This window comes from Streptomyces sp. NPDC059166 (assembly GCF_042755185.1).
Lineage (GTDB): Bacteria > Actinomycetota > Actinomycetes > Streptomycetales > Streptomycetaceae > Streptomyces.
On the sequence record NZ_JBHZCI010000010.1, the window covers coordinates 55,122 to 69,549 of the forward strand.

14 protein-coding genes are annotated in these 14,428 nt (G+C 73.4%); 10 read left to right on the forward strand and 4 right to left on the reverse strand.

What is annotated here, in order from left to right; genetic code table 11:
• Positions 1-12 precede the first annotated feature (12 nt).
• From ACFXOA_RS10040 to ACFXOA_RS10050, 3 genes are all read right to left on the reverse strand, one after another.
• The gene (locus ACFXOA_RS10040; protein WP_385024556.1) at positions 13-789 is read right to left on the reverse strand and encodes an LON peptidase substrate-binding domain-containing protein; all 777 of its coding nucleotides are present in this window, start codon (positions 787-789) and stop codon (positions 13-15) included.
• Positions 790-800: 11 nt separating this feature from the next.
• Entirely contained in the window at positions 801-1,841 is a 1,041-nt protein-coding gene (locus ACFXOA_RS10045) for a hypothetical protein (RefSeq protein ID WP_385024558.1), read from the reverse strand.
• A 220-nt stretch (positions 1,842-2,061) separates the two neighbouring features.
• Positions 2,062-3,663, reverse strand: coding sequence for an oxidoreductase (locus ACFXOA_RS10050; RefSeq protein WP_385024560.1), 1,602 nt, complete (start codon positions 3,661-3,663; stop codon positions 2,062-2,064).
• A gap of 162 nt (positions 3,664-3,825) precedes the next feature.
• On the opposite strand from ACFXOA_RS10050, the gene hisD reads away from it, so the two are divergent.
• From hisD to ACFXOA_RS10095, 9 genes are all read left to right on the forward strand, one after another.
• A complete protein-coding gene (gene hisD, locus ACFXOA_RS10055) occupies positions 3,826-5,148 on the forward strand; it encodes a histidinol dehydrogenase (RefSeq protein WP_385024562.1) in 1,323 nt (440 codons plus the stop codon).
• Positions 5,145-6,263 (forward strand): histidinol-phosphate transaminase, encoded by a 1,119-nt coding sequence (locus ACFXOA_RS10060; protein ID WP_385024565.1) that lies wholly within the window; start codon positions 5,145-5,147, stop codon positions 6,261-6,263. The genes hisD and ACFXOA_RS10060 overlap by 4 nt, the downstream gene beginning before the upstream one ends.
• The gene (gene hisB / locus ACFXOA_RS10065) at positions 6,260-6,862 is read left to right on the forward strand and encodes an imidazoleglycerol-phosphate dehydratase HisB (protein WP_385024567.1); all 603 of its coding nucleotides are present in this window, start codon (positions 6,260-6,262) and stop codon (positions 6,860-6,862) included. The genes ACFXOA_RS10060 and hisB overlap by 4 nt, the downstream gene beginning before the upstream one ends.
• Complete coding sequence (locus tag ACFXOA_RS10070) at positions 6,859-7,026, forward strand: hypothetical protein (protein ID WP_014156783.1); 168 nt, start codon at positions 6,859-6,861, stop codon at positions 7,024-7,026. Before hisB ends, ACFXOA_RS10070 begins: the two co-directional genes overlap by 4 nt.
• An 8-nt stretch (positions 7,027-7,034) precedes the next feature.
• Positions 7,035-7,676, forward strand: a complete 642-nt coding sequence (gene hisH / locus ACFXOA_RS10075) for an imidazole glycerol phosphate synthase subunit HisH (protein ID WP_385024569.1) — start codon at positions 7,035-7,037, stop codon at positions 7,674-7,676.
• On the forward strand, positions 7,676-8,401 hold the full coding sequence (priA, locus tag ACFXOA_RS10080; protein WP_362547665.1) for a bifunctional 1-(5-phosphoribosyl)-5-((5-phosphoribosylamino)methylideneamino)imidazole-4-carboxamide isomerase/phosphoribosylanthranilate isomerase PriA: 726 nt from the start codon (positions 7,676-7,678) through the stop codon (positions 8,399-8,401). The genes hisH and priA overlap by 1 nt, the downstream gene beginning before the upstream one ends.
• Complete coding sequence (locus ACFXOA_RS10085) at positions 8,398-8,796, forward strand: RidA family protein (protein WP_385024571.1); 399 nt, start codon at positions 8,398-8,400, stop codon at positions 8,794-8,796. Before priA ends, ACFXOA_RS10085 begins: the two co-directional genes overlap by 4 nt.
• The gene (gene hisF, locus ACFXOA_RS10090; RefSeq protein ID WP_385024573.1) at positions 8,793-9,548 is read left to right on the forward strand and encodes an imidazole glycerol phosphate synthase subunit HisF; all 756 of its coding nucleotides are present in this window, start codon (positions 8,793-8,795) and stop codon (positions 9,546-9,548) included. Before ACFXOA_RS10085 ends, hisF begins: the two co-directional genes overlap by 4 nt.
• Before the next feature lie 173 nt (positions 9,549-9,721).
• On the forward strand, positions 9,722-10,657 hold the full coding sequence (locus ACFXOA_RS10095) for an alpha/beta hydrolase family protein (protein WP_385024575.1): 936 nt from the start codon (positions 9,722-9,724) through the stop codon (positions 10,655-10,657).
• A 68-nt stretch (positions 10,658-10,725) separates the two neighbouring features.
• Here ACFXOA_RS10095 and ACFXOA_RS10100 read toward each other — a convergent pair whose 3' ends face one another.
• Positions 10,726-11,499 (reverse strand): alpha/beta fold hydrolase, encoded by a 774-nt coding sequence (locus ACFXOA_RS10100; RefSeq protein ID WP_385024577.1) that lies wholly within the window; start codon positions 11,497-11,499, stop codon positions 10,726-10,728.
• Positions 11,500-11,659: 160 nt separating this feature from the next.
• On the opposite strand from ACFXOA_RS10100, the gene ACFXOA_RS10105 reads away from it, so the two are divergent.
• Entirely contained in the window at positions 11,660-14,410 is a 2,751-nt protein-coding gene (locus tag ACFXOA_RS10105; RefSeq protein WP_385024579.1) for a LuxR C-terminal-related transcriptional regulator, read from the forward strand.
• Positions 14,411-14,428 lie beyond the last annotated feature (18 nt).

Below are 14,428 nucleotides of genomic sequence, written 5' to 3' on the forward strand. Positions count from 1 at the left end.
CAGATCCTCGGGTCAGTTGGGGTGCGTGGGATCGCGGGTCAGATCGGTCGCCGGGAGCGACGGCAGATGCCGGATGACGGCGGTCTCCTTGCGCAGGAGCGCCAGCTCCTCCCGCAGCCGGGTCGCGGTGTCAGGGGCCTGCAGCAGCCGCTGCTTGGTGGGCACGTCCAGCACGGCCGCCGCGGCGACGAGGTACGAGACGACGGACGGATCGTCGGGAAGGTCCGCACCGGTCGTCAGGGAGCGCTCGCTGGCCCCCGCGAGACGCTTCTGGTAGCTGCGGAAGGCCCGCAGGACGCCCTCGGCGAGGGCGCCCGCCTCGTCCGTGGGCGTGTCGTCCCCGTCGGCGGAGCCGGGGTCCTCGGGCAGGTCCTCGACCTCCGCCGTCAGGAACGGGCCGCTCGCGTCGACGGAGAGCAGCCTGACCCGGGTGGTCCCCGTCGCCAGGACCTCGTAGCTCCCGTCGGAGCGTTCACGGATCTTGGCCGCGTCGGCGACGCAGCCCACGCGGTGGAAGGTCTGGACGGGATCGGGGCCGAAGCCGTCGGCGGGTGCCCGCTCCACGGCGGGAGCGGTGGCCGCGGTGTCCGGCATCCCGGTGGCCGTCGGAGCGGTCTCGCGGCCGTCGCGGATCGCGACCACCACGAAGCGGCGCGGTTCGTCCTCGTCGATCTCGAGCAGCTCGCGCATCATGGCGCGATAACGCTCCTCGAAGACGTTGAGCGGCAGCACGAGGCCGGGGAACAGCACCGCGTTCAGCGGGAAGAGGGGCAGGCGAGCGGTGGTCACAGCCGCCAAGCCTAATGGCCGCGGCGGCCGCCGTGTTCCGGCCTCCCGCGCGAAGCGGCGGCCGAGGCGACTCGCGCCCTGACATCCGCCCGCGCGGCGAGGAACCCGCCGAGCGCCTCACCGGTCACCGTGGCCCAGGGGAAGGAGGTCGCGTACGGTCCGATCCGCCGGAACTCCTCCAGCGCCTCGGCCGCCCGGCCCCGTGCGACCAGGACGCAGGCCAGGAGGTTCCGCACCTCCGCGGGCCAGGGGTCCGCCACGGGGAAGCGGGCGGAGAAGCCGATCGCGAGATCGGCGGCCGAGTCCACCCGGTCCCGCTGGACGGACGTCGCCCGCGCCGTCGCCTCCTCGTCCCGGAGCAGGGCGAAGGCCGCCCGGACCGGCAGCGCCTGGACCAGGGAGTCGGCCGCGGCGTCCTCGGCCGCCCGCTCGGCGAAGTCGAAGCACTCGCGGTGGGAGCCGTACCACTCGGCCGAGAGGTAGCGCAGTGCGGAGACATGGCTGCCGTAGTGGTGCGGGGCCCGGCGCACGGCCTGCTCCCACAGCGACTCGAAGACCGTGTGCGGCGCGTGCGTGCCCCGGGCGTGGTCGAGCGCCAGACGCCAGGGCACCGGGTCCCGTGGCTCGGCGTCCGCCGCCGCGGTGATCAGCGGGCCCACCTCGCGCAGCAGCTCGGCGTGGGCGGGCGAGTCCCAGGCCCGGCGCACCGCCAGCGAGGCCTTGACCAGAAGGGCGTCGGGGTCCCGTGGCGCGGCGGCCAGCCACCCGGTCAGCCAGTCGTCACGGCTGCGGGCGAAGGCGACGAGCCGGGCCAGGACGCGGTCGCGCGCCTCCCAGTCCCCGGCGTCCCGCGTGGTCGCGAGGAGCTTGGCCGCGGGCTCGAAGTCCCCCAGCGCCGCGGCCACCAGCGCGGGGGAGAGGCCGCCGTCGGGGGCGTCGAGCATCACCGCGTCGTCCGCCGGCAGCTCCGGGTGGCCGGCCGCCGGCCCGGGGCCGTACCTGGAGCGCGCGGAGGTCAGCAGTGCGCGGAGGGAAGCCATGGTGCAGACCATTGAAAAGCCCAGGTGGGGGCGGCGCCAGAGGGGGCTTGTGAAGCTTCTGTGCCAAGTAGGAGGGTTGCCCGGAACGAGGTCAAGAAAAGGCAAAGGAAGGGCGGTGTGTTGGCTCGAAACGGCCCTTCCGGTAATCGACCGCGACCGGCCCGCCCCGCACCGGCGGCCCACTCGCACGCCACCGGGCAAGGGGCGCGGCCGATGTGCGACGCCCTGTGCGTCATCCGCGCCGGAGCAGCCGGGACGCCCCCGCCGCGACCGTCGTGGCCAATATCCACCCCAGCAGCACGAGAGCCGCGGCCCCCCACTGCCAGCCGCCCTCCAGGAGCCAGTAGCCGTCCTGCCCGAGATCGATCACAGGGACCAGCAGATCCAGGGAGTACAGCGCGGGATTCCACTCGGGGTGCTCGCTCCCCTTGATCGACTCGGGGCGGTACCACGAGAAGGCGAGCGCCCCGGCGGCCCACAGCACCGCCATCCAGACCAGCGCCCGCCCCGGGCGGTAGCCGTACGCCACCGTCCAGTCCTGCAGATAGCCCCAGACCCGGCCCGCGAGCGGCAGCGTCTCGCGCCGTCTGCGCTGCTTGGCCAGCAGCACCTCCCGGGCGTCCGCGTCCTCACCGCAGTTGCGGAGCACCGTGGCCAGGCGCTCGTACGGCTCCGGCACGTACTCCGGGGTCGCGGCCAGCACCCACTCCAGGCGCCGGGAGAGCGGGAAGTGGCCGTACGGGACGAGGTTCTCGTACACGAACCCGCCCATGGCCAGGCCGCCCGGACCGGGCCAGCTGCCGGCGACGTCGATCAGCGTGACGACCTTCGCGCCGTTCAGCACGACCCTGCCCTCGCGCGGGCGCTCCGCGTTGAAGCGCAGCTCGGGGGTGACGATCCGGCGGAGCGACAGCTCCTCGCCGCCGGTCAGCGTGAAACGGGCGCCGTGCAGGTCCACCGCGTCCCCGAAGCGCCCGTCGTCGAACCGCGCCGCGCCCCGGCACTCGAAGACCTGCGCGCGCGTCCCGCGCGCCGGGCCGCCGCCACGGGGGATGCCGTACGGGGGAGTGGTGCCCTGGTTCCCCGTCTCGACGCTGACCCACGCCTCCGTCAGGTACAGCGTGCGCTCCACGCTCAGCTGCGGGGCGTTCAGCGCCCGGCGGCCGTCCGAGGCCCGCAGCCGGCTGCCGCGCAGGCTCAGCGAACCGCCCACCGTCGTCCCGCGCAGACTGAGCTCGCCGCGCGTCTCGATCATCTCGGCCTGGAGGTCCTGCGCCACCGACATCCCGTCGCCCACGAACGAGCGGCCGCGCCGGTCCGGGCCGACCCGGATCTGGTTGATCAGCAGGTCCGTGCCGATCTGCGCGTCCGTCAGCCGGATGCCCCGCTCGACCCGGCACCTCGGCAGATGCAGATCGCCCTCCGTGTGCAGCCGGGCGGCGTCCAGCCGCGGCACCGCGCAGCCCACCAGTCGCAACGTGGTGAAGTGGCACTCCGGCAGCACCACCTCCTGCTCGAAACGGCACCCCGTCAGCTCGACGTACGGCGACACCCGGCCGCCCGCCAGGTCAAGCTTCCCCGTGATGCGGACGCCCCTCAGCTTCAGGGCGGCCACCCGGCCGGGGCGCGCGGACGGCCCGCTCAGCAGCAGCCGCGCCACCGTCCGGGCGCCCACGCTGCGCTCAGGCCCCCAGATGTGCGGCGCGAACGGATCGTCGCGCACCGAATCGTGCGACCTCAGGTCGTAGGTGGTGCCGTTGCGGAACGACTGCCACATGCCCAGCTCCGCCGCGCTGAGCCCGTCCGGGATCTCGCCGTCGTGCGGTTCGGTCACCGCCACACCTCCGCCCCGCGCGGTCCGTGCCGCGCCCGTCCACCCGTTTCATTCCCTCTGTGTGACGACGTGAACGCTAACGGTCAGCAGTGACAGCCGGGGCATGTATCAGCCAGTGATACGGGCGACCGGACGCCGGAAGCGGTCTGAGAGAATTGCGGTGTGATCTCTCGAATCGATCTGCGCGGCACCGCCCTCCCCCAGGGCGGCGACCTGCGCGACCTGCTGCCCCGTGCCGAGTTCGACGTGGAAGCCGCCCTGGAGACGGTGCGGCCCATCTGCGAGGACGTACGCCATCGTGGCTCGACGGCAGTGATCGAGTGGGGGGAGAAGTTCGACGGCGTACGCCTCGAATCGGTCCGGGTCCCCGCCGAGGCGATCGCCGGAGCGCTGGAGAACCTCGACCCCGCCGTACGCGCCGCCCTCGAGGAGTCCGTCCGCCGCGCGCGCCTCGTCCACCGCGAGCAGCGCCGCGCCACGCACACCACCCAGGTCGTCCCCGGCGGCACCGTCACCGAGAAGTGGGTCCCCGTCGAGCGCGTCGGGCTCTACGTCCCGGGCGGCCGCGCCGTCTACCCGTCCTCCGTCGTCATGAACGTCGTCCCGGCCCAGGAGGCGGGCGTCGAGGGCCTCGCCGTCGCCTCCCCGCCGCAGAAGGAGTTCGGCGGACTGCCGCACCCCACCATCCTGGCCGCCTGCGCCCTGCTCGGGGTGGACGAGGTCTACGCCGCCGGCGGCGCCCAGGCCGTCGCGATGTTCGCCTACGGCACCGAGGACTGCCCGCCCGTCAACCTCGTCACCGGACCCGGCAACATCTACGTCGCCGCCGCCAAGCGCCTCCTGAAGGGGCGCATCGGCATCGACGCCGAGGCCGGCCCCACCGAGATCGCGATCCTCGCCGACGCCACCGCCGACCCGGTGCACGTCGCCGCCGACCTCATCAGCCAGGCCGAGCACGACCCGATGGCGGCCGCCGTGCTCGTCACCGACTCCGAGGAGCTCGCCGCGGCCACCGAGGCCGAGCTGGCGCCGCAGGTCGCCGCGACCAGGCACGTCAAGGAGCGGATCGAGCCCGCGCTGGCCGGCCGCCAGTCCGCGATCGTCCTGGTCTCCTCGATCGAGGACGGCCTGAAGGTCGTCGACGCGTACGCCGCCGAGCACCTGGAGATCCAGACGGCGGACGCCGCCGCCGTCGCCGACCGCGTCCGCAACGCCGGCGCGATCTTCGTCGGCCCCTGGTCGCCCGTCTCCCTCGGGGACTACTGCGCAGGCTCCAACCACGTCCTGCCCACCGGCGGATGCGCCTGCCACTCCTCGGGCCTGTCCGTGCAGTCCTTCCTGCGCGGCATCCACGTCGTCGACTACACCCGTGACGCGCTGGCCGAGGTCACCCACCACGTGGTGACCCTCGCCGAGGCGGAGGACCTCCCCGCCCACGGCGCCGCACTCAAGGCCAGGTTCGGCTGGAAGGTTCCGCAGGCGTGACGAACAGCACCAGTCCCTGGGACGCGCTCCCGATCCGGGACGAACTGCGCGGCCAGTCCCCGTACGGGGCACCCCAGCTCGACGTACCGGTACGGCTGAACACCAACGAGAACCCGTACCCGCTGCCCGACGCGCTCGTCGACCGCATCGCCGAACGCGTCCGCGAGGCCGCCCGCGACCTCAACCGCTACCCCGACCGCGACGCCGTCGAGCTCCGCACCGAGCTCGCCCGCTACCTCACCCGCACCGCCGGGCACGAGGTCTCCGCCGCCCAGGTCTGGGCGGCCAACGGCTCCAACGAGGTACTCCAGCAGCTGCTGCAGACCTTCGGAGGACCCGGGCGCACCGCGATCGGCTTCGAGCCCTCGTACTCCATGCACGCCCTCATCGCGCGCGGCACCGGCACCGGCTGGATCTCCGGGCCCCGCAACGAGGACTTCACCATCGACGTGGAGGCGGCGAAGAAGGCGATCGCCGAGCACCGGCCCGAGGTCGTCTTCATCACCTCGCCCAACAACCCCACCGGCACCGCCGTCGACGCGGAGACCGTCCTCGCCCTGTACGACGCCGCCCAGGCCGCCAGGCCCTCGATGGTCGTCGTCGACGAGGCGTACGGGGAGTTCAGCCACCACCCCTCGCTGCTCCCGCTCATCGAGGGCCGCCCCCACCTGGTGCTCTCCCGCACCATGTCCAAGGCATTCGGCGCCGCCGGACTGCGCCTCGGCTACCTCGCCGCGGCCCCCGCGGTCGTGGACGCGGTCCAGCTGGTGCGCCTGCCGTACCACCTGTCCTCCGTCACCCAGGCCACCGCGCTCGCCGCCCTCGAACACACCGATACGCTGCTCGGGTACGTCGCCCAGCTCAAGAGCGAGCGCGACCGGCTGGTCGACGGGCTGCGCGGTCTCGGCTTCGCCGTCACCGACTCGGACGCCAACTTCGTCCAGTTCGGCCGATTCGCCGACAGCCACGCCGCCTGGCAGCAGATCCTCGACCAGGGCGTCCTGGTCCGCGACAACGGCGTACCGGGGTGGCTGCGCGTCTCCGCGGGGACCCCGGAAGAGAACGACGCGTTCCTCGATGCGGTGCGCGAACTGAAGAAGGAGCACGACGCATGACTCGCGAGGCCCGCGTAGGAAGAGTGGAGCGGACCACCAAGGAGACCTCCGTGCTCGTCGAGATCAACCTCGACGGCACCGGCAAGGTCGACGTCTCGACCGGGGTCGGCTTCTACGACCACATGCTCGACCAGCTCGGCCGCCACGGGCTCTTCGACCTCACGGTCAGGACCGAGGGCGACCTGCACATCGACAGCCACCACACGATCGAGGACACCGCCCTCGCGCTCGGCGCCGCCTTCAAGCAGGCGCTCGGCGACAAGGTCGGGATCTACCGCTTCGGCAACTGCACCGTCCCGCTGGACGAGTCGCTCGCCCAGGTCACCGTCGACCTCTCCGGCCGCCCCTACCTGGTGCACACCGAGCCGGAGAAGATGGCGCCGATGATCGGCGAGTACGACACCACGATGACGCGGCACATCCTGGAGTCCTTCGTCGCCCAGGCGCAGATCGCCCTGCACGTCCACGTCCCGTACGGGCGCAACGCCCACCACATCGTGGAGTGCCAGTTCAAGGCACTGGCCCGCGCCCTGCGGTACGCCAGTGAGCACGACCCGCGCGCGGCCGGCATCCTCCCCTCCACGAAGGGCGCCCTGTGACCGGCCTCAACACCGTGCTGATCCTCGTCGGCCTCTTCCTGGCCGGCGGGGTCTACTCCTTCTGGAAGCAGGGCATGCCCAAGGGCGTCGTCGTGCTCCTCGGGATCGGTTCCGTGATGTGCCTGGTGGCGGGCGTCATGCGGATCCAGGGACTCTGGGACTGAGGAAATCCGTGACTGACAAGAAGAAGGTCGTCGTCTTCGACTACGGCTTCGGCAACGTCCGTTCCGCCGAGCGCGCCCTCGCCCACGTCGGCGCCGACGTGGAGATCACCCGGGACTTCGACACCGCCATGAACGCCGACGGGCTGCTCGTCCCCGGCGTCGGTGCCTTCGCCGCGTGCATGGCGGGACTGAAGCAGGCGCGCGGTGAGTGGATCATCGGCCGCAGGCTGTCCGGCGGACGGCCCGTCATGGGCATCTGCGTCGGGATGCAGATCCTGTTCGAGCGCGGCATCGAGCACGGCGTCGAGACGGAGGGCCTCGACGAGTGGCCCGGCACCGTCGGACCGCTCAAGGCCGACGTCGTCCCGCACATGGGCTGGAACACCGTCGAATCCCCCGAGGACTCCCAGCTCTTCGCCGGTCTGGACCCCGAGGCCCGGTTCTACTTCGTGCACTCCTACGCGGTGCACGACTGGTCCCTCGAAGTGACCAACGCCAAGATCCGTGCCCCCAGGGTCACCTGGGCCACGCACGGAGAGCGGTTCGTGGCCGCCGTGGAGAACGGCGCGCTGTGGGCCACCCAGTTCCACCCCGAGAAGTCCGGCGATGCCGGCGCCCAGCTGCTGACCAACTGGATCGAGACGCTGTAATGCCGAAGCTTGAACTGCTCCCCGCCGTCGACGTCCGCGACGGACAGGCCGTCCGCCTCGTGCACGGCGAGTCCGGCTCCGAGACCTCCTACGGCTCCCCGCTCGAAGCCGCCCTCGCGTGGCAGAGCTCCGGCGCCGAGTGGCTGCACCTCGTCGACCTGGACGCCGCCTTCGGCACGGGCGACAACCGCGCGCTGATCGCCGAGGTGGCCGGCGCCATGGACATCAAGGTCGAGCTCTCCGGCGGCATCCGCGACGACGCGTCGCTCGCCGCCGCCCTCGCCACCGGCTGCCGCCGGGTCAACCTCGGTACCGCCGCCCTGGAGACCCCCGAGTGGGTCGCCAAGGTCATCGCCGAGCACGGCGACAAGATCGCCGTCGGCCTCGACGTCCGCGGCACGACACTGCGCGGCCGCGGCTGGACCCGTGACGGCGGCGACCTGTACGAGACCCTGGAACGCCTCGACTCCGAGGGCTGCGCCCGCTACGTCGTCACCGACATCGCCAAGGACGGCACCCTGGAGGGTCCCAACCTCGGCCTCCTGCGGGACGTCTGCGCCGCCACCGACCGGCCGGTCGTCGCCTCCGGCGGTGTCTCCTCCCTCGACGACCTGCGCGCGATCTCGCTCCTCGTCCCCGAAGGTGTCGAGGGCGCCATTGTCGGCAAGGCGCTGTACGCCAAGGCGTTCACCCTCGAGGAGGCCCTCAAGGCGGTCGCCGCATGACGGACTCCGTCAACCGCTTCTCCTCCGACGTCCCCTTCGAGGAGAAGTTCGGATACTCCCGCGCGGTCGAACTCCCCAACGGGCTCGTCCTCGTCTCCGGCTGCACCTCCGTGGTCAACGGGCAGATCTCCGCGGGCAGTCCGTACGAGCAGGCCGTCACCTCCTTCCAGGTCGCCTTCGACGCCCTGGGGCAGGCGGGTCTCGGCCGTGAGGACGTCGTGCGCACCCGGATGTACATCACCCACGCGCGTGACGTCGACGAGGTGGGCCGCGCCCACAAGGAGCTGTTCGACGACATCCGCCCCGCGGCATCGATGATCATCGTGTCGGGCTTCGTCGACCCCTCCCTCGTCGTCGAGGTCGAGGTCGAGGCCTACCGGGCAGGTGGGCGATGAGCCTCGCCGTACGGGTCATCCCGTGCCTGGACGTCGACAACGGCCGTGTCGTCAAGGGCGTCAACTTCCAGAACCTGCGCGACGCGGGCGACCCCGTCGAGATGGCCAAGCTCTACGACGCCGAGGGCGCCGACGAGCTGACCTTCCTGGACATCACAGCCTCCAGCGGTGACCGCGAGACGACGTACGACGTGGTGCGCCGCACCGCCGAGCAGGTCTTCATCCCGCTCACCGTCGGCGGCGGGGTCCGCACCCCGGACGACGTCGACAAGCTGCTGAGGGCCGGCGCCGACAAGGTCGGGGTCAACACCGCGGCCATCGCGCGCCCCGACCTGATCCGTGAGATCGCCGAACGGTTCGGGCGGCAGGTGCTCGTGCTCTCCGTGGACGCCCGCCGCACCCCTGGGGGCACCTTCGAGGTGACGACCCACGGCGGACGCAAGGGCACCGGCATCGACGCCGTCGAGTGGGCGCACCGCGCGGCCGAGCTCGGCGCCGGAGAGATCCTGCTCAACTCGATGGACGCGGACGGCACGAAGGACGGCTACGACACCGAGATGATCGAGGCGGTACGCGCCCACGTCACGGTTCCCGTCATCGCCTCCGGCGGTGCGGGCAAGCTCGACGACTTCGCGCCCGCCGTCGCGGCCGGGGCCGACGCGGTCCTCGCCGCGTCCGTCTTCCACTTCGGTGACCTGCGGATCTCCGAGGTCAAGGGCGCCCTGCGGGAGGCCGGACACCCCGTCCGCTGATCCCGGCGGGGCGAGGACCGGTGATATCGCCGATGCCCGCGCGGGTCCGCTGCCGCCAGAGTGGCGCCGTCAGCCCATGACGGCGCCACCCACGCGGTATCCCCCCGGAGCCCCGGGACGACGGGTCATCCGGATCCGGCGGTGTGGTGCGCCCAGACCGAGAGGACCCCCTCGTGCAGCAGCACCTCCCCTCCGGCGACACCTCCCCGCGCCGCCACCGGATTTCGAAGAGCCGCTCCCACACCGTCAAGGGCGCGCTGGTGGCCGCCGCCGCGACCGCCGGTCTGCTCACCGCTTTCGTCCCCGGTGGCGCCCAGGCCGCCGCCAACCCGTACGAGCGGGGTCCCGCGCCGAGCAACTCCAGCATCGAGGCGCTCCGCGGCCCCTACTCGGTCTCCGACGTCTCCGTGTCGTCGCTGCTGGTCAGAGGCTTTGGCGGCGGCACGATCTACTACCCGACGACCACCTCCGACGGGACGTTCGGCGCCGTCGTCATCTCGCCCGGCTTCACCGCCTACCAGTCGAGCATCGCCTGGCTGGGGGAGCGGCTCGCCTCCCAGGGCTTCGTCGTCTTCACCATCGACACCAACACCACGGTGGACCAGCCGGCCAGCCGCGGTGACCAGCTGCTGGCCGCGCTGGACTACCTCACCGGGTCCAGCTCGGTGCGCAGCCGGGTCGACGCCTCGCGGCTCGGGGTGATGGGCCACTCGATGGGAGGCGGCGGCACGCTGGAAGCGGCCAAGGACCGTCCGTCGCTCCAGGCGGCGATCCCGCTGACCGGCTGGAACACCGACAAGACCTGGCCCGAGCTCAAGACCCCGACCCTCGTCATCGGCGCCGACGGCGACACGATCGCCCCCGTCGCCACGCACTCCAAGCCGTTCTACAACTCGCTGCCCAGCTCGCTGGACAAGGCGTACCTGGAGCTGCGCGGGGCCACGCACTTCACCCCGAACACGTCGAACACGACGATCGCGAAGTACAGCATCAGCTGGCTGAAGCGGTTCATCGACAACGACACCCGCTACGACCAGTTCCTCTGCCCGCTGCCGTCGGCCGGCCTCACGATCGCCGAGTACCGGGGCAACTGCCCGCACACCTCCTGAACCACGGGGGACGGACGGGGGACCGGGCCGCGCGTACCGCGGTCCGGTCCCTCCTCGCCGTCGCCGTGTCAGCGCCGCGCGAGGAACGATCCGATCGCCCCGGCGAATCCGGGGTCACGTACGACCGTCAGATGGTCTCCCGGCAGTACGGTGAGCTCCGCCCCGGCGATCGAGGACGCGAGCACCTCGGGCCGGGTGGCCAGCGCGTCACCGTCGCCGGTGAGGACCAGGGTGGGCACCACGATCCGGTCCAGCGGCAGAGCGCCCCGGTGCACCGCCCGTATCTGCGCGGCGAGAGCGAGCCGGTCCGCGCCGACCGCGTCGGCCAGCGCCCTGAAGGCCCGGGTCCGCTCCGGGGCGTCCGCCGCGTCCTCGGCCGTCAGGGCAGCCGACACCAGCTCGGGAGGCATCACCCGGGTGTCCAGCCCGCCCACCTCCACCGCTCCCGCGCCGACGCCACCCGCGACCAGGCGGCTGATCCGGCTGTCCCGGGCCGCGGCGAGGAGCGCCACCACGGCCCCCATCGAGTAACCCACCACGTGGACGTCCCGCGCACCCGTCCGGTCGATGAGCAGGCTCACGTCACGGGCCATCAGCGCCTCGCCGTAGTAGGTGTCGTCGTGCGGCCCGTCGGACTCGCCGTGGCCGCGCGCGTCCAGGGCGTACACCCGCCGGCGCCGTGCCACGAGCGCCTCGACGATCCCGGGCCCCTCCCAGTTCGTCCGGGCGTCCGCGGCGAAGCCGTGCAGCAGCACCACGGGGGGCAGCGCGGGATCGGGATCGCGCGACCAGGACAGGTAACGCAGCATCAGACCGTCATGTGTACGCAATTCGTGAGTCATGTACCGACGCTACGGGCAGCCGCCGGGGAACGGACCGGGAGTGTGCCCCGGCACAGCGCGTCCGCGTTCGCGTTGGGAGCCGGCACCGCTCGGGGCCGCCCGGGAACGAGGAGCGGACGCGAGCCTTCCGACGCTGTTTACGCGGAAGTAACGTGAAAGCGTGACCCCATCGACGACCGTGCACAGTCCGCTCCGGCTGTACGGCCGCAGCGGTGAACTGGCCATCCTGGAAACCCTGTCGGGCCGGCTGCGGGCGGGTGACGGCGGAGCCCTCGTGCTCACCGCACCCCCCGGACTCGGCCGCACCGCGCTGCTGCTCCGGGCCGCCGCCCACTACCGCGGAAGCCACGGCGGCCCCGTCATGTACGCCGCCGCGTCCCCCACCGAACGACGCCTCCCCTACAGCGGGCTCCACGCCCTGCTCTGCGCCGCTCCCGGGCCCCTGCCCCTCGCCCCCGACACCGTGCTGCGCTCCGGGATCAGCCCGGGAGGGCTCCTCGGCCTGCTCCGGGGCCTGGGGGCCGAACAGCCCCTGCTGGTCTGCGTGGACGACGCGCACGCCTGGGACCCCGACTCCCGCGCGGCCCTCGGCTTCGCCGCGCGCAGACTCGGCGCGGGCAGCCGGGTCGCGGTCGTCATCGGTGCCAGCGACGAGACCGCCTTCGCCGGGCTGCCCGCGCTGCGGCTCGGCCCGCTCGACGACGACGCCGCCACCGCACTGCTGGACCGGCTCACCGAGGGGACCGCGGAGGTCGACCCCGTGGTCCGCAGCGAACTGCTGCGCGAGGCGGCCGGCAATCCGAGGCTGCTGGCCGGACTCGTCGGACGTCTCACCCCGGGACAGCTGGCCGGACGCGTCGCGCTGCCCTACCCGCTGCCCGGCGCCGAGAGCGTCCTCGACGCCCACGCCGAGCACCTCGACGGACTGCCCCCCGACACCCACACCCTCCTCCTGCTGGCCGCCGCCGCCGAGGAGCACGAGCCGGACGGTGCGGGGGCCGACGCCGCCCTCCTCCTGCGGGCCGGCGCCCGGGCCGGACTGACGACGGCCCACCTCGACCGGGTGCTGTTCGCACCCGCCGGGACGGCCGGAGCCCTCCAACGCGCGGGCAGCAGGGTGCACTTCAGTCATCCGCTGCTGCGCCGGGCGGTCCTGCACCGCGCGTCCCACAGCCGCCGCCGGGCGGTGCACGAGCTGCTCGCGGGCCTGCTCGGCGGACCCGGCGCCGCCCCGCTGCCCGCTCTCGTGCAGCGCGCCTGCGCCGCCACCGGTCCCGACGCCGCCCTCGCCGCCCGACTGGAGGCTGCGGCCGCCCCACCCCGGCCGCACGGCGAACGCTCCGCCGCGCTGGCCCGCGCCGCGGCCCTCTCCACCGACGACACCCTGCGTGCCGCACGGTTCGCCGCCGCCGCGGAGCAGGCCCGGCTCGCGGGCGACACGGGCCGCGCCCGCGCGATGCTCGCCCGCGTCGGACCCCAGCCGGCCTCAGGCGCCGCACCGTACGTACGCGGCATGCTCGCCCTGCGCGACGGGCCGGTGGCCGATGCCCGGGAGGCGCTCCTGAACGCCGCGGAGATCCTCGCCCCGTACGATCCGCGCCGCACCCTGGACGCCCTGTTCGGGGCCGCGGAAGCGGCTTGGGACATGGGGGACGCGATCGCCTACCTCGACGCCATGAACCGTATCCCCGTCGCGGCCACCGACCGGTCCATGGCGCAGTACCGCGCCGGAATGTGCGCGGTGCTCGCCGGCCACACCGACCGGGGCCACGCCCTGCTGCGCTGCTGCCTCGACTCCGCCGAGCGCGCCGAGGACGCGGGAGAGCTCCTGCGCGCGGGCGCCTCGGCCCTGGTGCTCGGGGAGGTCGACGCCGCGTGCCGCGCGGGGGCCCGCGCCCTCTCCGCCGTACGCACCCGGGGCCCGGAGGGCATGCTGCCGCACGCCCTGGAGCAGCTGGCCTACGCCGAACTGCGCGCCGGGCAGCACGCCAGGGCCCGGGCCCACGCCCTGGAAGGACTGCACGCCGCCCGCCGCACCGGCCAGCAGAACTCCGCCACGAACCTGCACGCCGTCCTCGCGCTGGCCGCCTCGGTGGAAGGACCGGCCGAGGCGTGCGCGGCCCACGCCGACGCGGCGCTCGCCGGAGCCGGGCCGCACGGCCTCGTCCAGGCGGCCACCCTCGCCACCTGGGCCGTCGCCAGGGCCGACCTTGCGGCGGGCCGGCCCGGCGAGGCCGCGGCCAGGCTGGGACCCCTGGTCCGGCCGGGCCCCGGCACCGGACACTTCGCCATGCGCATGCTCGCCGTACCCTGTTACGTCGAAGCCGTGGTCCTCTCCGGCAGGGCCGACGAGGCCAGGGGTGAACTCGAGTCCTCCGTAAGGGAGTTCGCCCTGTGGACCGCCCGGACGACCGACCCTCAGGTGCCCGCCCAGCTGGCCCGCTGCCGCGCCCTGCTCGCGCCCCCGGAGGAAGCCGGCGCCCTCTACGAGGACGCGCTCACCCATCACGACCGCGCCGGAGGCGACTTCGAGCGGGCCCGAACCCAGCTCCTCCACGGCCAGTTGCTCCGCAGGCTGCGCCGCACCCGCGAGGCCCGCGGGCCGCTCCGCGACGCGCTGGTCGCCTTCGAACGCTGCTCGGCACGTGTCTGGGCCGAGCGCACCGGCGGTGAACTGCGGGCCGCCGGTGAGGCGGTGGACGCGCCGGACCAGAGCGGTCCCGGGCCGCTCGCCGGGCTGACCCCGCAGCAGCAGCGGATCGCCCGCTGTGTCGCCGAGGGGGCCACCAACAGGGAGGTGGCGGTACGGCTCTCGGTGAGTCCGAGGACCGTCGACCACCATCTGCGCAACGTCTTCGCGGCGCTCGGCATCCGCTCCCGGACCGAGCTCGCCAGGCTGCTGGACCGCTGAGGACACGTCCGGCCCGAG